General features: G+C 37.4%; 13 protein-coding genes, 1 pseudogene and 2 riboswitches. All 14 genes and pseudogenes read right to left on the bottom strand.

The window, feature by feature from the left end; genetic code table 11:
• Positions 1-368: 368 nt before the first annotated feature.
• The 14 genes and pseudogenes from atzF to HUW50_RS14635 all read right to left on the bottom strand — a co-directional run bounded on the left by atzF (position 369) and on the right by HUW50_RS14635 (position 21607).
• Positions 369-2108, bottom strand: a complete 1740-nt coding sequence (gene atzF, locus HUW50_RS14700) for an allophanate hydrolase (RefSeq protein ID WP_066323915.1) — start codon at positions 2106-2108, stop codon at positions 369-371.
• On the bottom strand, positions 2068-5727 hold the full coding sequence (gene uca, locus HUW50_RS14695) for an urea carboxylase (protein ID WP_185652983.1): 3660 nt from the start codon (positions 5725-5727) through the stop codon (positions 2068-2070). Before uca ends, atzF begins: the two co-directional genes overlap by 41 nt.
• A gap of 22 nt (positions 5728-5749) precedes the next feature.
• Entirely contained in the window at positions 5750-6400 is a 651-nt protein-coding gene (locus HUW50_RS14690; protein WP_066323911.1) for an urea amidolyase associated protein UAAP2, read from the bottom strand.
• The gene (locus HUW50_RS14685; protein WP_066323907.1) at positions 6400-7140 is read right to left on the bottom strand and encodes an urea amidolyase associated protein UAAP1; all 741 of its coding nucleotides are present in this window, start codon (positions 7138-7140) and stop codon (positions 6400-6402) included. Before HUW50_RS14685 ends, HUW50_RS14690 begins: the two co-directional genes overlap by 1 nt.
• A 361-nt stretch (positions 7141-7501) precedes the next feature.
• A riboswitch (guanidine-I (ykkC/yxkD leader) is annotated at positions 7502-7616 on the bottom strand.
• Positions 7617-7713: 97 nt separating this feature from the next.
• Positions 7714-9084 carry an APC family permease gene (locus HUW50_RS14680; RefSeq protein WP_260445501.1) on the bottom strand — a complete coding sequence of 457 codons (1371 nt, stop codon included), beginning with the start codon at positions 9082-9084 and terminating at the stop codon, positions 7714-7716.
• A gap of 64 nt (positions 9085-9148) precedes the next feature.
• A riboswitch (guanidine-I (ykkC/yxkD leader) is annotated at positions 9149-9258 on the bottom strand.
• A gap of 1350 nt (positions 9259-10608) precedes the next feature.
• The gene (locus tag HUW50_RS14675) at positions 10609-11427 is read right to left on the bottom strand and encodes an STAS domain-containing protein (RefSeq protein ID WP_066323902.1); all 819 of its coding nucleotides are present in this window, start codon (positions 11425-11427) and stop codon (positions 10609-10611) included.
• Positions 11428-12036: 609 nt separating this feature from the next.
• The gene (gene cdiI / locus HUW50_RS14670) at positions 12037-12465 is read right to left on the bottom strand and encodes a ribonuclease toxin immunity protein CdiI (protein WP_232328936.1); all 429 of its coding nucleotides are present in this window, start codon (positions 12463-12465) and stop codon (positions 12037-12039) included.
• Positions 12422-14641, bottom strand: coding sequence for a PrsW family glutamic-type intramembrane protease (locus HUW50_RS14665; protein WP_066323900.1), 2220 nt, complete (start codon positions 14639-14641; stop codon positions 12422-12424). The genes cdiI and HUW50_RS14665 overlap by 44 nt, the downstream gene beginning before the upstream one ends.
• Positions 14642-15422: 781 nt before the next feature.
• A pseudogene (locus HUW50_RS14660) lies at positions 15423-15748 on the bottom strand (shikimate dehydrogenase family protein); the annotation flags it as partial.
• Positions 15749-15993: 245 nt separating this feature from the next.
• Positions 15994-17502 carry an arabinosylfuranosidase ArfA gene (arfA, locus tag HUW50_RS14655; RefSeq protein WP_157094263.1) on the bottom strand — a complete coding sequence of 503 codons (1509 nt, stop codon included), beginning with the start codon at positions 17500-17502 and terminating at the stop codon, positions 15994-15996.
• Between the two features lie 107 nt (positions 17503-17609).
• A complete protein-coding gene (locus tag HUW50_RS14650; protein WP_066323897.1) occupies positions 17610-18947 on the bottom strand; it encodes an ABC transporter substrate-binding protein in 1338 nt (445 codons plus the stop codon).
• A 197-nt stretch (positions 18948-19144) separates the two neighbouring features.
• The gene (locus tag HUW50_RS14645; protein ID WP_066323896.1) at positions 19145-19786 is read right to left on the bottom strand and encodes a YesL family protein; all 642 of its coding nucleotides are present in this window, start codon (positions 19784-19786) and stop codon (positions 19145-19147) included.
• Between the two features lie 33 nt (positions 19787-19819).
• On the bottom strand, positions 19820-20659 hold the full coding sequence (locus HUW50_RS14640; protein ID WP_066323895.1) for a carbohydrate ABC transporter permease: 840 nt from the start codon (positions 20657-20659) through the stop codon (positions 19820-19822).
• The gene (locus HUW50_RS14635; protein ID WP_066323892.1) at positions 20660-21607 is read right to left on the bottom strand and encodes a carbohydrate ABC transporter permease; all 948 of its coding nucleotides are present in this window, start codon (positions 21605-21607) and stop codon (positions 20660-20662) included.
• Between the last annotated feature and the right edge of the window lie 103 nt (positions 21608-21710).

Here is a 21710-nt window from a genome sequence, read left to right as displayed (position 1 = left end):
ATATATTATTTTGGATTATTGAACCGTTTAGTGAGTTATTATTGTTTTCATGAACTGATATTACTAAAAACACAAACCTTTGTAGGCTTTTTAATGCAATTAATTTGCATAGGATTTAGTACCCCCATTAATAAAGGCACCTTGTTATGCAACAAATGAAGAAGCGAACGTTATTCTATTCATCGCAAATGTTTGCTTAATCTTCTCTATATAAAAATGAAAGATATTAACCTAGTTTATTTATCACCAAATCACCACCGTGTTAGAGCAAAAAAAGATCCTGATTAAATTAATACAGGATCTTTTCTTAAACCTTATAAAATTAGCAAACTTTGTTTAATTTAAAGCTCTCTTTATTTTAAAGTCGCTCAAGAATAACGCCAGCCACCAGTATGTGAAATATCTTCTGCTGTTTTGGCTGCACTTGTTTCACAGATAAATCCTGGTATTTCAGAGCCATCTTCCAATTCTACCTTTCCAATCCCAAGCGGAGATGGAATCAGAGAGACGAAGGATCCGAACTGGCTGAGTGGCATTTCCCAAACCTCTACTTCAATAGACGCCCCTGGTTCGTTCAATCGAATTAATCCCGGTTTAGATGGATGGGAAGATAGTTTAATCATTTTGTATTGCGGAGCGGTTTTCGTTTCTCGAATAAAGACAGCTCCATGTTCGATCATTTGCTTTTCTAACGGAAATCCACGCATATGCAGTCCACATACTGCTACGAGTGTCGTTTCCTTCTTTTGTCGAAAGCGGCGACCATGTATAAATAAATCGGCAAGCCCACAAATCAAATGCTCATTTTCATTGCTTGAAAACAACGTAATTCCAAATGGTAGATTTTCTTCTTCAGCTTCTGCTGGAACCGCTACAGCACTAAGATCTAATAGATTGCAATGATTCGTATATAGTCCCATAAGACTGTTGGTTTCAATTGGATTTTCACGTACTTCTTCACGCGTCCATGTACCTCCGCATGTCGGCATGACCAAAACCGCATTTTTTAACTGCTGATGGGCTTTTTTCGTTAATGTCTGTAGCCTGTGAATCGCTTTAAATAAAGAAGACGCATCATGCTCTGGATTTGCTCCGGAACGAAGGACTGTTTCTGTCACAGGAAAAGCGGCATTCTCATGTGTCGTAATAAATTCCCCTAATTCCGCCCAGCGTTCAGCGACCCACGGTCCTTCATAAAGAATAGCAGCGGCTTCCGCTAAATAGCTTCCATCGATGTATTCGATCGGAATATCCAATTTCCCAACGCGGGCAACAGCTTTTTCCCATGCCTGTTTGTAGTCCTGTGCAAAGGGTCCGAAAAATGTAGGAGGTTCTTGCACAAGATAAATTTTTTCCGGAAGGGCATTGGATTTACGCGTGATTGACTTGGACCATGGATCAGAGCTTTCAAGCCCGCGTACCACTTCATCAACAAGCAAAGCATCTGAAAGACTATTGGTAAACACATTAATACAGTCCAAGCTAGCACAGGCTTTTACCAGACCTTTGATCGGCCATGCCCCAAGACTTGGTTTATAGCCGACAAGACTGTTCAGGGCAGCCGGTATACGACCTGATCCAGCTGTATCAGTTCCAAGAGAAAAGGCGGCCATCCCTCGTGCAACTGAAACAGCGGAACCTGAGCTTGAACCACCGCTGATTAATTCAGGGTTCAACGAATTTTTTGTTTCTCCATATGGACTTCTTGTTCCTACAAGACCTGTTGCAAACTGATCTAGATTTGCTTTACCAACTGGTATGGCACCAGCCTCAATCAATCGCTTAACGATTGTCGCATGTTCATTCGGTGTAAAAGAATATTCAGGGCAGCCAGATGTAGTAGGTATACCCGCAAGATCGATATTATCTTTAATGGCAAATGGGATACCCCAGAGCGGTGTTTGCTCTGGATCCATTTGCTTTAACTGATCTAAATATGGTTTAATCCTTTCCATCGTAGGCGGAGTAATCCAAATATTATATTCTTTGTCTGCTTCTGCCCGATGAACGATTTCCTGAATAACTGCTTCTGGTGTAAGTTCATTCGATTGATATTTTCCCTTCAGCTCAGGAATGGATAATATTTGCGGTAAGTTCAATGTTTTCATGAGAAGCACCTCGCTTTTCTTTTGTCATGGATATAATTAATTGACCAGCATGAACCTCTTCACCCGGTGATACAAGAACAGAGTGAATAAATCCGTCATATGGAGCCAGCTGTGGAAACTCCATCTTCATACTCTCCTCAATGATCAGTGTATCGCCCTTTTTCACTTCTTCTCCTGGTGATACAAGAACTTTCCACACACTACCTGGCATCGTACAACGAACAGCTTCCACACCTTCTGGCAGTACTTCTTCTGTCGTTTCCGTCACCTCATTTTCGGAAATATACTCATCAAGACCCAATTCACGCCATCTTTCACGCTCCTCATGGAAGGCAACCTGTTGTGTTGATCGGAAAGCATCAGCACTTTCTTTGATTGAATTTAAGAAAGAAACATAATCACTAAGTTTAAAGGTCGTTTCGGTAATCTCAACTTCGAAACGTCCTCGTATAAAGTCCTCACGCATAGTGAGAAGTTCATCCGCACCAACTGGATAAAATTGAATTTGGTCAAAAAAACGAAGTAACCATGGCTTTCCTTCTTTAAAACTCTTTGTTTGACGCAAACGATTCCACATTTGAACGGTTCGGCCGACAAATTGATATCCACCTGGACCTTCCATTCCGTATACACACATATAAGCTCCGCCGATGCCTACAGCATTTTCCGGTGTCCATGTTCTAGCCGGATTATATTTCGTTGTTACTAAACGGTGCCGTGGATCGGTTGGTGTTGCCACAGGGGCACCAAGATACACATCTCCTAGACCCAGAACTAAGTAGTTGGCATCAAAAACAACCTTTTTAACCTCCTCGATGGCATCCAATCCATTCACACGACGAATAAATTCTAAGTTGCTTGGACACCATGGTGCATCAGGACGAACATTGTTTTGATAACGATCAATCGCAAGCTGTGTAGCCGGATCATCCCATGATAACGGTAGTCGAACGATACGGGACGGTACTTCCATTTCTTCAAGCGCTGGCAGCTCTCGATCAAGAGATTGAATGATTTCACAAAGTTCAGCAACCGACAACTTTGTTGCATCAATATGAACTTGTAAAGAACGGATGCCAGGAGTTAAATCGATCACTGGAATATCATGACGGGATTGAATGGCTTGCATGAGTGCATGTACTTGGAAACGAAGCAAAAGATCCAATTCCATTTCCCCATATTCAATCAGAATGTTTTCATCACCATCTGCACGAATCATCATTGGAAAACGGCCGTCTGTCCGCTCAACAAGCACTGGATAGTCTGGTGAAAATGGTGCAATTTCTGTTGGTAAAGTCGGAAGAACGGCTGATTCACATTCCTTTGTTCCAATACTCTCCAAGTATTGTTCTTGTGTTTGACGTAGTTCATTTGCTTCTTCTAATGTTAAAAGCTGAAAACGAATACGGTCGCCCGCATGAAGTTGACCAATTTTCCAAAATTCTGCTGAAGCAGTCGTAACCGGACAAACAAAACCACCAAGACTTGGACCATCTGGGCCGAGTAAAATTGGCATATCTCCTGTTAAATCAAGAGTTCCAACCGCATAGGCGTTATCATGAATATTGGATGGATGCAAGCCTGCCTCTCCTCCATCTTCACGTGTCCAATGCGGAGCAGGACCTATTAATCGGACACCTGTACGTGAACTGTTAAAATGAACTTCCCAGCTCGTAGTTGTTAATTGATCCAAATAGTCAGGCATTAAATATTCTTCTGTGCAGTGCGGTCCTGGAATCACACCAATCGTCCATTCCTTTGTTAAAACAGGATGAAGATCAGAAGGGAGTTCGAACAGTAAAGGTGCAGAATTTGAGCTAACCCGCAGAACATCGCCTGTCCGGAGTGCACGTCCACCGTGTCCGCCAAAGCCACCAAGAGTAAAGGTTGAGGAGCTGCCAAGGTATAGTGGCATATCTAATCCACCTGCTACTAATAAATAGGTCCGCATGCCTTGTACGGCTTCACCGAATGATAGCACTTGACCTCGTTTGACATGGATGACGCTATACATGGGTACTTCTCTGTCATCTAACCTCGCTTCCATATCAGCACCTGTCAGGCAAATGGACATTTCTGCCCGGAATCGATAGGAACCGCCACGAAGCGTGAACTCTAATCCTGGAGCCCTTTCGTCATTTCCTAACAGCTTATTTCCAATTCGGAAGGAGAATGGATCCATTGGTCCGCAAGGCGGTACACCCACATCCCAATGTCCGACACGCCCCGGAAAGTCTTGTACAGTCGTTTGAATCCCGCCGTCAAGTACTTCAATAGCACTTTCCTCTGGCGCAAAGTTCTTTAACATTTGTGTATGCACATATCCTGAACGGCAATCCTCTTCTTGTAACAGAGCTTCTAAATATTGTAGATTCGTTGTTATTCCATATAATCTTGTTTCTTTTAGAGCTGTGCTTAATTTATCAATCGCTTCTTCTCTTGTATCAGCATGAACAATAATTTTTGCTAGCATTGGATCATAGAACGAAGTGACGTTGATACCGTCACGTACCCATGTTTCAATTCGAGCTTGTTCAGAAAAATGAATTTGGTCTATTTGTCCACCGCTTGGACGGAAATCATTTAAGCAGTCTTCTGCATAAATCCGAGCTTGAATACTGTGTCCTTTCGGAGCTAAATAAAGAGTTTCAAGTGAACGCAACTCTCCTGCTGCTTCACGAACCATCCACTCTACTAAATCAATTCCTAAGACTTCCTCCGTTACACCATGTTCCACTTGAAGACGTGTATTCACTTCAAGAAAATAAAACTTTGCTTCATCGGGATCATATAAAAATTCAACTGTACCGGCACTGCGGTACCCCACTTCTAGAGCCAGTCTTTTCGCAGCTGCTAACATTTCTTCACGGACAGAAGAAGAGAGAAGAGGAGCCGGACTTTCTTCTACCACTTTTTGATTTCGTCGTTGAATCGAACAATCCCGCTCTCCAAGTGCTGCCACCTCACCAAATTCATTTCCGAAGATTTGTACCTCTACGTGACGCGCTTTTTGAATATATTTTTCTAAAAATACACCACCATTGTTAAAGTTCGTTTCCGCCAATCTACATACCGACTCAAAAGCTTCACATAATGCCGGTTCATCCGTACAGATTCGCATGCCGATTCCCCCGCCGCCAGCTGTACTTTTCAGTATGATCGGATAGCCAATCTGTTCGGCTTCTATTAACGCTGTACGTACATCACTGATCAGCGAAGTGCCTGGTAAAAGCGGAACATTGGCTTTTGTCGCAAGATCACGAGCAGAGTGCTTTAAACCGAATAATTCAATTTGTTCCGGAGTTGGACCAATGAAAGCAATTCCGTTTTCTTGGCAGGCGCGGGCAAAGTCTGCATTTTCGCTTAGAAATCCATACCCTGGGTGGATCGCTTCTGCCCCTGTTTCAATCGCTGTTTTTAATATAAGATCGGCGTTTAAATAACTATCTTTTGCCACCCCTTCACCGATTAAAACAGCCTCATCTGCTAGGTCCACATGTAGACTATCCTGATCAGCTTTTGTATAAACAGCAACAGAACCAATTCCCATTCTTTGCAAGGTTCTTTCTATTCGAGCGGCAATAGCGCCGCGGTTTGCAATTAGTACTTTTTTAAACATGATCGCACGCTCCTTTATTCTCTTATTTATCCCAGATGATTAATTGCACAGGTGTTGGATTATAGGCGTTGCATGGGTTGTTTAACTGCGGACAATTACTGATTACAACCGTTGTCCGGTTGATCGCCTGCATCTCTACGTAATAGCCGGGTGCTGAAACTCCGTCATCAAATCTTAATCCGCCTGATGGTGTTACGGGAACGTTCATGAAAAAGTTAACATTCGCAGCAATATCTCGTTTGGTTGTGCGTTTATCATATTTAGCCATTTGGAGCATAAAGGTATCACGGCAGTTATGCATCGGCAATGTATCGTGTGAATATCGAACGGTGTTACTCTGTGCAGAGCAGGCACCGCCAATGGTATCATGACGTCCACATGTATCCGCGACAATTTTGATTAATTCTTTTCCCGATTCAGCTAAAAGAACAGAACCTGTAGATAGATAAATATTTCGCTGACGCAAAATTGTATTAATGGCACTGTAATGATCAGATGGATGATCCGCATCGTAGAACAACGTGTCCGCTGCTTGATTGCCTTCTAAATCCAGAATTCGTAACACTTGACCTGGCTCTAATGTATACAACCAGCCCTCTCCTGCAAGTAATTTTTTATGATAGATTGCTTCTTCCACTTTACGTTCACTTTCTACATAATTTAAAACTGCCATTATTGAATTCCTCCTTTAGTAAGCATTAAGTATTCCCATGTATTTTCAAATGCCCTTCGGTTTTCGTCGCGGTGGTTCAAGCAAATGTCATTTTCTTGAACAGGTCCTGCATCTTTTATCTTCATTTCAATCGGTGTCGATTCATAAATATTTTTGGTATCTAGTGGATTTGGTGTATTTGATAAAACGAGAAGGACATCCATTTCCGTTCTAAGTGTGACGATCTTTCCTTTTTTCGTATGTCCTTCGACAAAATTCATGTTTCCCTCCTCATCGCAATACACTTTCGAGAATAAATTGATGACTGGTGATAAATCACTTGTCGTTAATCCATTACGGGAGAGTTCCACAATCAAATTCTCTTCCCCGCTCCGGTACCATTCATTCCGATTTTCTTGATAGGTGGTTTTTCCATATTTCTCATCAATCATTTGCCGGGTAGTGTATCCGGAGATCGTATCATGCCAGCCGACTGTGTCTTCCACAAAACTTGCTAGTACGCGACCATTATCAGTCATTAGAACATTTCCTTTTGTTAAAAATGCTGTGTATTGAGCTTTTAATGTATCTGGCATATTGTAGCGTTCAGCAGTGTCATCCGCGTTATAAAGTAATAAAGATAAATTAGCGCCATCTTCGAGTGCAGTAAAGGTAATTTCTTTTCCTCTTCGAATGCGGGCTGACCATTTTCCACCAGCCGGTATAGTTTTAGTGATAATAGAAGAAACAGTGTTAATCATTGATTCATCCCCCTTTTAATTAGAAAGGTCCGAGGTGCCTGCCATATAGATCTGGCCAAAAGCACATGGAACCAAAACTTTTAAAACTGATAGACAATTAAAATAAAAGGCTCTTTTCTAAAAGATTGTTGTTTTTGAACAAAACTGATTAGGGTGATTGGTGCGGAAGGTGCGAGACTCCTGTGGGAGTAGCGGGACAGATGAGACCCCGCAGGCGCTTCGCGCTGAGGAGGCTCATCTCCCGCCCCACGGAAAGCGAGCATCCTGGAGCGCCAATCAACCAACCCAATACTATTTTAAAAGCAACAAAGTTTGCGAAAACAGCCAAATAAAAAAAGGATAAAAGCCTAAAGAGATGGAAATCTCCCAGGCTTTTATCCTTCCGTGTATGCAACCGTTACGGTTGCACTCTTTCTCTTGGACCAGGCTTTAAAGATGATATTACTTCTTTAAACGGAACCCTAGAAAGCTTTTTTGTTTCCAACTAGATTGCGGAAACCTTTATAAGTGTTTTGTGATTTGATGTACTCAGCATAAATGGTCATGGTGTTATGAAACAACAAACATGGTAGATTATCTTACATGCTTTTCTAATTTCATTTGTGTATTCGGTGAAAGCATGATTTTTCGTTCTGTTGCCTTCGACCACTTCGTTCTGAAAAACATATAAACGAAGCCGATCACAATCCAAGCAATGCCAAATTTTAGCGTATTTGTATCTAGTAAAGTTAATAGCCATCCAATAAAACTAGCACCAATAAGAGGGAAAATCAGAAATAAAATGGTTTCTTTTGGTGAACGTTTTTTAAGCTTAATATAGAAATGTGCAATTACAGATAAGTTCACGAAGATAAATGCTGTTAATGCACCAAAGCTGACAAATAAAACGGCTGTACTGAGATTAATAAAAATAGCTGATAAGGAAATAACAGCCACAAATATAATATTTGCTACAGGTGTTTTGTATTTTGGATGGATTGAGGAAAATAATTTTTTCGGCAAAATTGAATCACGGCCAAGTGCGTATAAAAAACGACTTACACTGGTCATTGACGAAAGCCCTTGTGTAAAGGTCGCCACAATTAACACCATAATAAACAGTGAGCTCAATAGGTTTCCGCCAATCAGTTGAACAAGGCTGTAGGCAGCGTTATCTGGATTTGTAAACGTAAAATTCGGATACGCAATTTGAGTTAAATAAGAAATTGAAATATACATAGCAGCAGCAATAAAAATAATACAAAAAATAGCTTTCGGAATCGTTTTTTGAGCATCAACGGTTTCATCCGCCATAGTTGTTACTGCGTCGAAACCAAGAAAACAGAAGCAAATTACAGCAGCACCTGAGAACACAGCGCTCGTCGATGACTCATCACTAAAGAATGGAGTTAATGAAAAGATGGAACTGGATTCATTACCTCCTGTTAAAATATCCTTCGCAACTAAAACACAGAATAGTAAGATAAATCCGATTTGAAATAGAACGGAGATCCCACTTAAGCGTGCAGCGGATTTGATCCCAAGGATGTTGACTACAGCCAGGATGAAATTCATAATAATGACCCAAACATAAATAGGGACAGCGGGAAACTCGGTATTCATAAAAATTCCGAAGGTTAAAATCGCAATAATGGGAGAGAAAACATAATCGATAAGAAGTGCCCATCCTACAAGAAACCCAGCTTTGGGATGAATAGAATTTTTTGTATACGCATAGGCAGAACCAGAGATTGGATAAGCTTTTACCATTTTGCTATAACTATATGCGGTAAAAAAGATTGCTAGAAAGGCTGCAATATATGCGCCTGCCATTTGACCATTAGCTGATTCAAACGCCACACCGTAGACCGTAAAATAAATCATCGGGGTCATCCAAGCAAGTCCCATAAAAACAACTTGAGGTAGTTTTAGTGATTTAACAAGTGTAGCATTCTCCATCATCATCCATCATCCTTTTTAAAATGTAATAAAAAAGGAAAAAAGTCAGGGAGATTTTTTGTTTTAAAAAATCTCCCGGGCTTTTTTCCCTCCGTGTATACAACTATGTATAGCTGTACGCTCTCTCTCGGACCAGACTTTAAAGAGTACTCTTTAAACGGAACCCTAGAGAGCTATTTTATTCAAAATGATTTAAATAACGCTCTTAATATTGTTAATATGTTTGAAGTATAAACCACGAAAAAATAGAATTCTATATTTATGTAAGAAGATCTAACATTAAAAATGAAGAAACACCGATTACCAACAGCCAATGTTCAATTTACTTTCAGAACAGAGCATTTATATCTGTGGCAATTTGTTCAGGATTAAGAGTCGCCTATATGGTCTATGGGGATGCGTTACGTGAGAAATTTCAACGGATATTTTTAACATCAATGTAAAAACCTCTTCTTTAGACGCAGAGGTGATCACAGAGCTTATCTTGTCAAGGAAGGCTCATGAAGTTGTTTCTCAAAAGGAATAGCTTGCACTGACTGTGAATGATATATATTCTGATTATTTTCCTATAAAACAGAATGTTGGAATCCTCTTAGTTTTTATAGTTTGCTTCCTATAGAAGGGAATTACGATGCGTTAAAGTTGGAAGCTTATTTGAAAAGTCACGGTATTCGTGTCTTTTATTCTGATCGTTTTCTAAGCGGGCAGACTATCATGATAACTATTTGCGTATTGCACTCAATAGACGAGTTAAAAGTAGGACTTAACATATTAAAATAGTATCTCAGCTAATTGATTATTTATTTTCATATGCTCACAAAATTAAAAAGCTTGAAGATTCAAGCTTTTTATATTTCTAAGTATTTGTTTTTTTACGAAATTCATGCTTTTTTGGCTGGTTTTGGAATGGGAATATGGAATTCTTTGGATAACCTTTTAAATTTGAAAGTTATTCCTGATAAGGATCGCGTTGGATTTTTCTTAGGAATTTACAATTTGGGAAAATACAGTAACTCAAGCTCTTGCCCCAGTAATTGCTGCATTTATGATTTCAGCAATAGGATTTTCATCAATTTTTATAATGTCATTTGTTTTCTCGATAATCGGAGGGATATCAATTCTTTCAATTAAATCTGTATCTAGGTAGATTCTATTTTTGTTACCTATGAGATATAAATCCTATCAAACAAGGAATATATTAATATCTGTTAGTATACCACTGACAGTGTATAGAAATTATTAGAGGATACGGTATTGTACTGCATCCTCTTTTCTTCAACCTGCCGAAAAATTTACCTTCTCCTCGAAAATATCTTACAATTTACTAAGTCTGTTCCAACCTTTAGTATTTGTTTCTCAATATAGAATATTAAAAAATTCCTGTATTTTAAAACAGGAATCTTAATCAATCTTTTTTATAAACTATCGAACTTTTTTAACAAACTATCAGACTTTAGTTTTAATTAACGCTGGAGATTGCAGACTGCAAGTGAACAGATTTAAGGATTATCCTAAGCTATGTATTACTTATTATTGATTGAGGCTTTCTAATGCTTGCTTAACGTTTGCGAAAGTAGTAATTTCGGACAAATTAATTCCACTATTTACAATTGTTTTTGCTAAATCAGGACGTAGACCTGTTGTCAAGGTTTGTATCCCTAACAAATTAAGCATTTGTCCTATTTGATGTAGATGCCGCGCTATATCTGAATTAATTAAAAATATGCCTGAGAAGTCGGCAATAACATATCTAATCTGAAGTTCAGCAATTTTTGGTACGATTTTTTCCATAATGTGATTTGCCCTATATGAATCGATAATACCAATCAGAGGGAGAACGGCAATACCTTCTTTAATTAATACAATAGGTGCTGACAGTTCAGCCAGTTCTCTTTGCGTCTCCTCTTTATATTCATCGGATAGGCGTTCGAAGGCAAAAACCGTTTCATTGAGGCTTATGTCCAACATATTATTTATCCTTTTAATAATGAAAGCATAATCTTCTAATGTAAGCCCAAAATCTATGCTAATTTTCGTCATTATGTCAGTAAAAATTTCCCTTGTTGGTGGGTAACGAACCAATATTTCTGAAATTTTCCCTTTGGGAGATACCTGTCTAGCTGCGTTATTCTTACTCCATTCAACGAGAGTTTCAGGTATTTTCTCTTCCTCGATAATAAGGGAATCGCCTAAAAAGTTTATAAATTCAATATACATTTCTATTGCTTGTTCTTTTTCCCACAGAGGGATTTCTAATTTCATACTATACAAAACACCATCAACGATTTCTTCAGCAAGTGATTCTGTATTATCAATTAAGTGGTTTGAAACATTAAATATCACGTTCATTAGTCCAACCCCCTCTTTTAAGATAATAAACTTAAACTCTTGTAGTAATAATAAGCATTTAATACATTGATAGTCAATGGAAGTAAGCAGATAAGTGCTTCCGACCTAACGAAATTTAACTAATCTATAATGTTAAAAATCCTGTCCTTTAACTCAGTTACTTGAATAAGTAACTGACTTACTCCATATTGTAGTAAATCCACCGTTAATTTTATATGATGCCAGATATTTCTGGTTGACCTTTTTTATATCGATAAATGATAACCGTAGCCAGGGTAGAACGTAAGCACCCGTGGAGCTATCCTCAAATTTGTCACTCATCTATCAAAATGTGTGTTAATAACACTTACGTTAGCTCCTGATATAATAAAAAACGCCTCAACTCCCGTACTATCAAGGATTTAAGACGTTTTAACTACTCAAATTTAATTGTGTTAATTGATATTTTACACGAAGTATCTAAGGATAAGGCGAAAAGGCCCACATCCATAAGATTTATCAAGACCTAATTTATAAAAATCCTTAAAAATAAAGAGAATACATATTAAGTATGCGTCTATAGATGCATTGATTAAGCATATTAAAAACCTTGAAAAGCATAAAAGCTAATCAAAATTCTTGTATATTAAATCTTTCTTTAATCCTTTCTAATTGTTCTTCTACTTCTGATTTATCTTGGGGGTAATCTTTAAGATAACGAACACATTCTTCTCTTAAATATTTATAGAATGTCGGATAATCTAAAATAATCTCTTGGTCTTCTTCTACTGCAGGACGATCAATGTAATAGGCTATACCTTCTTTACCAAAATAATCTTCTTCCCACTCTTCATAATAGTCAGCAAACACAAACCTCGCATATTCAGTACCATATCCTTCACCATTCGCATAACTTCTTATGATTCGTAAAAATTTACCGTCTCCCATATGGTGATAGAAATAACTTATCAATTTTCGCTGCATATCTTCCACGATGCTTCCAACTCCTTCATTATTAATCCAGGGTAGGGAAGAAATTTGATATTTCTCCTGATTCATCAATAAAGCCTCTAAATTGGAGTCCGTTAGAGGAAACACCTGTTATCTCTCTCCCAGCGCCAACGACCTTACCATTTTTCATGGCTTCTTCTCCCCATTTTAGTATCTGTTCGTCTGATATGATGTTGGGGTCGTAAACTGTTTTTGGATGGGAAACATTCTTAAGCTCTCCAGGTATTAGCTTTCCTTCCATGTCTAGTTTAGGTAAGCCATATTCTATTTCATACACTCCCTCGATGGAAGGGTGCTTTCTTTTTGAAATAATACACTCCTCTAAATCCCAGCCTTTCGCTTTAAATGCCTTTTCGAAATTATTGAGATTATGTCCTCCAACTACGCCCTTACCTTTTTTCCTAACAATATCTACTACTTCTACTAAATGTTTATCATATCCTGGTTTAAAAGTAATATTTTTATTCGCTTCCTTAGTTTCTTTAGAATCATCTTCACTATTATCGTTCTTATTCGTTTCCTTATTTTCTTCAGAGTCATCTTCACTTCTATCGTTCTTTTTCTCTGGATCTTCTTCCTGGTGAGCTTTTTTACTAGAGGAATTCTGGTCATGGTCATGATTATTGTTACTTTTACTTTTCTTTCCTGTGAACGATTCAAAGATCTTTTTTAAATAAGGTTTTAGTTTCGATGAAACCGAGTCACCTAGTTTTACAAGGGCTTTCCCAAAAGGAATTCGACTTAACAGTGCACCAATTCCCAGTGCAAGAGCCGTTTCTGGCGTAAGGTATTTTTTAGGATTGCGGATAATGTCTGCAATCTGACTTCCGCCTGCTGCAATTCCGATTCCAGTCGATACGGCACCTATTGCCGACCAGAATCCTAATAACGGGAACGTTAAAGCAAATGCTCCAAGGACAATCAAAGTTTTTTCCAAACCTGACAAACCGTTCCACCAGTTTTGCAGACTATCAAATAAACAGGCAATACAAGCCTCGGAGCCATTGGCAGTGACTCCCCAATCAGTTAGAAACATAACTGAGACTAATGCTAATAAGACAATAATTAAAGCTTTGTAGTACTTCTGAATATTTATTTCTATGCCTGATAAAAGTTCCCTTGCCTCTGTTTTACCGTGTAACAAGGTAAATCCTAGTTCTCTCCGTTCTCGATAAAAAAGTAGCATGTATCCAAAACGCTGTCTGTCTTCAAAAACACATCTGAATAAATTCCACATTTCAGTAACAGGATTGATCAGGGTTTCCCCATCTAGCATAGGAATCTTCGCTCTTACTCGGTTCAATTCCCAATAATCGATGAGTAACGCAGCACCGAGCATCATTAAAAATACCGGTTTTGCCGCATATCCACTTCCTAATAAATCATGAATTCCGGTTAACCAATCCGGAGCATTGTAACTAGCATTCCATATTGCGTGATCAAAAATGGCCCAAACCAAAAGGATAACAGGAAAAATAAATGTATACCGTTTTAATTTACTTTTATATCGCACTGCTAACCCGATTCCTAACGTTACCATCGCGGTTAGCAACGAATGTCCTGCAGACATTTTATCAGGCAAAAAGCCCTCCTCAAAATAGCCTGGAAATAGTGTGAATAAATCCCAATGAAGCACTTTCCCTCCAAATAGTGTCACACCATAATCAAAAATACCTCCAGAAATAAATCGACGAGTGGTTTCCTCTAAAAATTGAAAACCAGCTCCCGTTGCCGCTCCAATAAGCGCATAATCGCTTAAACTCAATGTGGAAGCACGTCGTGACAAAAACAGATAAACTCCAATGGGGATCAGTTTTAACACCTCTTCAGCAATCGGGGTTAAAAATGCTTGACTCCATATATCTTGTTCCCTCCCGCCGAAAATAGCAGTAATGAAACTGACGATAAGAGAATTCAACGGTACGATTAACCATGCCCCCGCCAAAAAGAAATAGGTGTACTTCTTCCAAGTTAAAGTTTTACTTCGACATAACAACCAAAATTGCAAAATAACGTAAAATGACCACAAAAACTGGACGAACATTTTTCTGGAGTCTTCCATAAAAATTAAGCTTAGTACGAAGGCAAATAGCGATATCCAAGAAAAAATTGTAAAGACCCGTAAAATAAATGGATGGTTCTGAATAAATCCATTCCAAAAGTGAAAGATAGACTCGAGCTTCTTCCTTAAACTCACTTTAAATTTTTCAACCTGACTCGTCATATTGCTCAACTCCGATGCAGTATTTTTTCATTCCTGCATGATTTAAATAAAATTTTTGATGATAACCGCTGCTTCCAATTTCATACTATACCCCCATTCACCAATAATTGGAATAGGTCGAATTTTACAAATATTCTTAACGGTAGTATCGTTATTCCTATGTCAATATCAAAGAAAAGGGGACATAAAGTAATAATGTTTGATTACGCAATTGAATTGTAAATATAGGTTTTTGATTGATACCTTGGTTGTGATGTAGCCTTTTAATAAAGTTTGATTAAATTAACTCTATAAACCTTGATAAAAGAGAAAAAAAGTTTGATCATTTTCTATGTATGTTGTTCTACAATCTGGCCATTTTGCTGAATAAAGACATTTACTAGATCCAAACTGTAATGGCAATCTTTATGTCCAGTTAAGAGGTAGTTAGGATAATTTTCCTTATTGTGATTTAAGTGATAACAAAAAAACACCTCAAACCCTTTAATACTAAAGGTTTAGGCGTTTTCACTAATAAAGACTTAGTTTGGATAATAGATATTTTACAAGAAGTTGAGATTAGATAATTAATGGTGAGTTTCCTCCCCCTCTGTTTTATTTTAAAGTAAAAGCATTGGTGGACTTAAATAGTTCTGATAGGGTTTAACTCTCATGAGAATGAAGTATAAATAATTTTAAAGAAACTTCACCCTTTCACACTCCCCATAACAATGACCAATCCACACCAAGATATTTAGGTGCATTCTGATCAAAAACCCAAGCAACTTTACTTGAATCAAACGATCGTAATTGATGTCGCAGCACCACCTGAACCAACTAATGTGACTTTTTTTCCTTTCAAATCTACTCCATGAGCATTAAGGTTTTTCACATATCCTTTTCCATCTGTGTTATATCCAATTAATTTACCACCTTTATGACAACGGTATTAACTGCACCTGTATATTTAGCACTATCATCTAGTTCATCCACATATTTAATAACTTCTATTTTGTTTGGCATTGATACATTGAAGCCAGCCACATTAAGAGCTCTCATCCCTTCTACCGCTTTTTGTAGCGCATTGTTCCCTACCTCAAAGGCGAGATAAGAGTAGTTTAATCCTTTTAATGTATAGCCTGCATTTTATACAAAAACAACAAAGCACCATTAATGTAATCATTACAACGTAGTACTTAAGATCCCCTGCAAATTTATATCAAGTGTTCATTTAGTTTCTTTATGTCCGAAGGTTAAGGTAATTAATACTGGTGAAATATTTCTTTTACACACCAAGATTTCATGTTTATTTTGCAAACAAAATGAACCATATCTTTAAAAGGAGCTTTTAAAGATATGGTTCAACTTTATGATTATTGCTTCCCTAGGCGAATAACATTCCAAGAAAGCTTTGGTAATACAGCTGTTAGCATGCCACTCTCAAGTTTAGCATTTCCATTTGAATGTGGAGTAACAGGTGTACCTTTTGCAGAATTTGTTTGCTTAATATCATCATTCTCAAGAACGATATGTTCTATCACCTTATATCCTTCGAAGTTACGAATATCGCAATCTAAATGTAGTCCCTCTTGTAGGTCACGGTTTACAGCAAAGATTGTTAATTGTTCATTTTCTTCATTATAAACAGCAGTAGACTCAAGTAAAGGAACATCAGTAAAGTCTTTACTATCATATTTCGGACTAGAAATGATCGGATTTAATGCAACCCCTCTTCCAAATACAGAAGTGTGCATATAAGGATAGAAGATCGTTTGCTTCCATGCTGTTCCATTGTCTTCAGTCATAATTGGAGCAATGACATTTACTAGTTGAGCTAGGCAAGCAATTTTCACACGGTCAGCATGCTTTAATAATGTGATAAGCATACAACCTACTAATAAAGCATCTTCAAAATTGTAAATATCTTCAAGCTGTGGTGGTGCTACACTCCAAGGTTCAATTTTCTTATCCTGCTCTCTACTATGGTACCAAACATTCCATTCATCGAATGAAAGATTAATATTCTTTTTACCATGTTTTTTGGCTTTAATATAATCTGCAATCGCTATGACAGATTTAATAAAATCATCCATTTCTAATGATAGAGCTAAATAGTTTGAAATTTCATTATCGTGGTTACCGTAATACTGGTGTAATGAAATAAACTCTACATGGTCATATGTATGATCTAATACAGTGGCTTCCCAATCTGCAAATGTCGGCATATTACGGTTTGAGCTACCGCATGCAACTAACTCAATTGTTGGGTCAACCCATTTCATCACTTTTGCAGCTTCTTGTGCTATACGTCCATATTCAGCTGCCGTTTTATGTCCAATCTGCCACGGACCATCCATTTCATTTCCTAGACACCATGTCTTAATATTATATGGTTTTTTCACACCATGTGAGATCCGTAGATCACTATAGTAAGAGCCTTCAGGATGGTTGCAATACTCAACAAGATTTCTAGCAGCATCAATGCCACGTGTTCCTAGATTTACAGCCATATTAACCTCTGCGTTTACAAGCTCTGCCCATTTCATGAATTCATTTGTACCAATTTCATTTGTTTCAGTCGTACGCCATGCTAACTCTAATCGGCGTGGACGCTGTGCAACAGGACCTACTCCATCTTCCCAGTTGTAACCTGATACAAAGTTTCCACCTGGGTAACGAACAAGCGGTACTTGTAACTCCTTCACCATTTCAATGACGTCTTGACGGAAGCCATTTTCGTCCGCTTGTGGATGGCCCGGCTCATAGATTCCCCCATAGACAGCACGACCTAAATGTTCAACGAAAGACCCGTAGATCCGATTATCAATTTCCGAGATTTTAAAATCCTTTTCTAAGATCATCTTTGCTTTTTTACTCATAATGTTCTCCTTCCATATTACAAAAAATAATTTTTAATCAATTTTTATTGAGAGAAAAGGGTCAGATTACTTGCATCCAGACCCTTATTCAATACTTTTTCATTTACGTATTATTGCATGTTCGCCTCAACAGTTTCTTGTGCTTGTTTTAATGCTTCTTCAGGTGATTGTGATTTCTGTCTTAGGACATTATTTAATGTGTTGGTATTTAACTCCGTTAAAACATCTGGATAATGTTCGGTTACTTTAATACCATTAATTTCATCTTTAATTTCTAATAATGTATCAAAGATGTCGTTACCAAAGTATTGATAGAACTTGTTATCTTCACGAACAGCAGGATCTTCCCAAACATCCCAACGTGGAGGATCAAAACCTAAAACTGTCCATAGCTTAATATTTGCTTCCTTAGAAAGTTTTGCAAATGCTAAGAACTCTTTTGCAAGTTCTGCATGCTCTGTTTGGTTTGTAACAACTGTACCTGTTCCACCAATACCAACGGAACGATCTCCGCCTTCTTCCCATGCAGGCATTGGACGAATAACCATCTTACCTTTTAAGTCAGGCATGTAGTCTGTGAAGCGTCCCATATACCACATTGGCATAGAAATGGAAGCTGCTTTTCCTTCATTCATAAAAGCATAAAATTCTTCAGCATGTGGTTCCCCACCTGGAGTTAGCTCTGCAATTTTATGTGTATAAAGCATGTCATTTAATAAAGAAAGGGTATTTACATTCTTTTCACTATCTACAGTTAAGTTACCATCAGCATCAAATAAATCAGACTCTTGCTGACTAATCATTTGTTGGAAAGTTGTTGCGTCACCAGTATGTACTGTTGTCATAACAGCATCTGTGTTTGCAACGACTTTTTTACCTGCTTCAACATAGTCATCCCATGTTTTAATTGACTCGATATCAACACCTGCTTGATCCATAATTTCTTTGTTGTAATACATAACAGTTGCCCCAACGTGAGTAGGCATTCCGTAGTATTTTCCATCCTTCGAATAAATATCAAGACGAGATTCAATAAAATTATCCATTTCAGGTTCAACATATTCATTCATAGGTAACAGTTGTGGTTCACCTTGTAAAAAGTTTGGAAAACGACCTACTTCAATATCAGAAATGTCAGGTGCACCCTTCCCAGATTGTAAAGCTAATAATAAATTGTTGTGCATTTGATCGTAAGGGAATGTTTCAGCAACAAGTTTAATTGGTTTATCTGGATGAAGTTCATTCCAACGAGGTACTGCGTCTTTAAAGAATTCCATGTGTAATTCAACAAAAGTCCAATACTTTAATTCAGTAGCATCTTCAACGTCTCCACCTATTACTTCTGATTCAGTTGCTTCACCAGAAGTTGAGTTTCCACCTTTACAGGCTACCAACAAGAAACACATTGATAAACCCAAAAGTATAGATAACAAACTTTTCATTTTCATTTTTTATCCCCCTAATTGTCATTATCAAAAACTGGAGTGCTAACAAAAAGTTTAACGTTGGAATACTCACCTCCCTTAAGTTTGAAAAACCAAAAAACTTAGTGAACACTTACAAAAACTGGTTAAATCTAAACCTTTGGCTAGTATTCTATTGACTTTTAGGAAGTTCTTCAAAACCCATATTCATATAGGTACTATTACCGATTATCTACTAGTTGACTATTTAACCCTTGATCCATTTTATTGAATATTCGCAATGAAAAAAACATAGACCCACATCCAATTGCACTAAATGTGAAAAATGGGATAAGACCTGGATAACTAAGGGAAAAATAGATGATAGAAACAATCACCAACCCACACATAATCGTATAATGAATTTTGGATAATCCGATAATGATCGCATTTTTAATATGTTGTCTCCATGTAGCCTTGTAATGGACTAGTAATGGAAAAGCCCAGATTAAGAGAATTGTATAGAAAAACACAATGAAGTAAAACGCAAATGGGATAACAAAAAACAGGTCACTTGTCGAATTGCTGATCAATTGATAATTGATAAAAAGGATGATACCAGCGATAGATAAAATCCATCCTATAATATTGGCAGAGGCAAATTCCTGCCGATATATTTGCTTAAATGTATTCCAAATTTTTATCTCATGTTCTCCCATGATCCATTTCCGAGCTACTCCTAATAGGGCAGCCGTAGCTGGAAATATACCAGCTACAAATAAGCCAAGGATTGAAAAGAAAATCCATAATACATTTAAGATGACAAGGCGTGAAATCCACTGAAGGATATAATCTAGTTTTGTTACAATCTGTTTTCCATTCATTTTACTATCCACCTCTTTACTCTGGCGCTTCTATTAACCTTTCACTCCACCAACAGTAAGTCCAGCTACAAAATATCGTTGGAAGAAGATAAAAAGGATGATAATTGGTACGATTGTCATTACTGAACCAGCGATTAATATATCGTAGTTATTCCCATACGGTGTTAATAAGGTTGCTAAACCAATAGGTAATGTAAACATATCGTTTGATCTTAAAACAATTAATGGCCACAAGAAGTTATTCCAGCTCCCCAACCCTTGAAGAATTGCCATAGCTGCCATTGATGGTGCCATGAGTGGTAACATAATTTTAAAGAAAATTCCGTATTCAGATGCACCATCAATTCTAGCTGCATCCATTAATTCTTTTGGAAGACCAATTGCATATTGTCGGAAAAAGAAAACGGCAACTGGTGCAACGACTGCTGGTAGAATAACAGCTGTGTAGGTGTTAATTAAGTTCATATTGATCATTAATTGAAATAACGGTAGCATGAGTATTTCAAATGGAACCATTAAGATAAAGAGAACAAATCCAAAGACAAGATTTCTTCCTTTAAAATCATATAATGCCAATGCATATCCTACCATTGAAGAGAAGAACAACGATAAGATAATGGTAATAGCTGAAATGGATAAGCTGTTAATAAACCAACTCCAGTAATTACCGCCTTGAGTAATGATGTACGTATAGTTATTAAGGCTTAACGTACTAGGATCAAATACTAAACTAATTCCATTACGCATTAATTCCGAGGAAGGCCTAAATGACGAGATTAATAAATTTAATATTGGGAATAATGCAATAAATGAAATGATGATAAAACTTATGTTAGCAACCCAAACTAAAAGAGAATTTTTTTCCTTTTTCATTTATGCATCCTCCTTTTTAAATGCTCCAGTTAAAATTAACTGAATGAAGCTAACAACAAATATGATTAGCATCAAGACAACTCCGATTGCAGCACCAAATCCCATATCATTTTGTTGAATACCTTGTTGATATAAATATCCAACGACTGTTAGCCCAATATTTCCTGGTGAACCAGCTTCCCAGAACACGAAGCTTTCTTCAAACATTCTAAATCCATGGATAACTGAAATTGTCGTAACAAAGATCGTAACAGGCTTTAAGAATGGTAAAGTTACATAGTAGAATTTCTTAATTGTTGATGCTCCATCTATTTCTGCTGCTTCATATAATTCCTTTGGTACATTCTGAAGTGCAGCTAAGAAATAAAGAATGTTAACACCCATCCATCTCCAAGAGCAAAGTAGGACCATTAAAAACATTCCCGACCATGCATTGTATCTCCAATCAACTGATCCCAATCCTAACCAGTTCATTATTTGATTGGCCGCTGCAGTATCCGTTTCGCCAAACATTAGTCTGAAGACCATACCAGATACGATTGTTGATGCTAATGCAGGTAAAAACAACGATGCACGGAAAAACGTCTTAAATTTTACAATTTTAGAATCTAACAACACAGCTAGAACAATTGGTGTTATCACTAAAATGATGACGGTTAGTATAACGTAAATGGATGTATTTGATAGCGCTTTTAAAAATGTTGGATTAAAAACCCTCGAGTAGTTGGATACCCCTATAAATGTCGTTTGTCCAGGGAGTACTTGTTGAAAACTCATAATAATTGCTTTAATAGATGGATATAAAGAAAACAGTAGAAAAGAAAGAATAAAAGGAGAAACAAATATATAAGGCACTACCTTTTTCGAATTTAGAAATTTAACCAATTTATTTTGTCTTTTAACCGGTATAGCAAGTTCTTGGGATGTACTCTTTGACGTAGGTAACATTAGAAAACCCTCCCTAATAAAACTTAAATAGCTTAAAAGATTCTTCAAAATACAGTTTAACTACTAATACTTTTTAAAAAGTTGAGTCATTTTATTTGTTATC

Source organism: Metabacillus sp. KUDC1714, assembly GCF_014217835.1.
In the GTDB taxonomy this organism is placed as follows: domain Bacteria; phylum Bacillota; class Bacilli; order Bacillales; family Bacillaceae; genus Metabacillus; species Metabacillus rhizosphaerae.
This window is presented reverse-complemented; position numbering and strand designations above follow the sequence as displayed.

Coding starts and splice junctions, on each gene's coding strand:
- atzF (WP_066323915.1), bottom strand. CDS start 2,108: ATGAAAACATTGAACTTACCGCAAATATTATCCATTCCTGAGCTGAAG.
- uca (WP_185652983.1), bottom strand. CDS start 5,727: ATGTTTAAAAAAGTACTAATTGCAAACCGCGGCGCTATTGCCGCTCGA.
- HUW50_RS14690 (WP_066323911.1), bottom strand. CDS start 6,400: ATGGCAGTTTTAAATTATGTAGAAAGTGAACGTAAAGTGGAAGAAGCA.
- HUW50_RS14685 (WP_066323907.1), bottom strand. CDS start 7,140: ATGATTAACACTGTTTCTTCTATTATCACTAAAACTATACCGGCTGGT.
- HUW50_RS14680 (WP_260445501.1), bottom strand. CDS start 9,084: ATGATGATGGAGAATGCTACACTTGTTAAATCACTAAAACTACCTCAA.
- HUW50_RS14675 (WP_066323902.1), bottom strand. CDS start 11,427: ATGAACGTGATATTTAATGTTTCAAACCACTTAATTGATAATACAGAA.
- cdiI (WP_232328936.1), bottom strand. CDS start 12,465: ATGAATCAGGAGAAATATCAAATTTCTTCCCTACCCTGGATTAATAAT.
- HUW50_RS14665 (WP_066323900.1), bottom strand. CDS start 14,641: ATGACGAGTCAGGTTGAAAAATTTAAAGTGAGTTTAAGGAAGAAGCTC.
- HUW50_RS14650 (WP_066323897.1), bottom strand. CDS start 18,947: ATGAAAATGAAAAGTTTGTTATCTATACTTTTGGGTTTATCAATGTGT.
- HUW50_RS14645 (WP_066323896.1), bottom strand. CDS start 19,786: ATGAATGGAAAACAGATTGTAACAAAACTAGATTATATCCTTCAGTGG.
- HUW50_RS14640 (WP_066323895.1), bottom strand. CDS start 20,659: ATGAAAAAGGAAAAAAATTCTCTTTTAGTTTGGGTTGCTAACATAAGT.
- HUW50_RS14635 (WP_066323892.1), bottom strand. CDS start 21,607: ATGTTACCTACGTCAAAGAGTACATCCCAAGAACTTGCTATACCGGTT.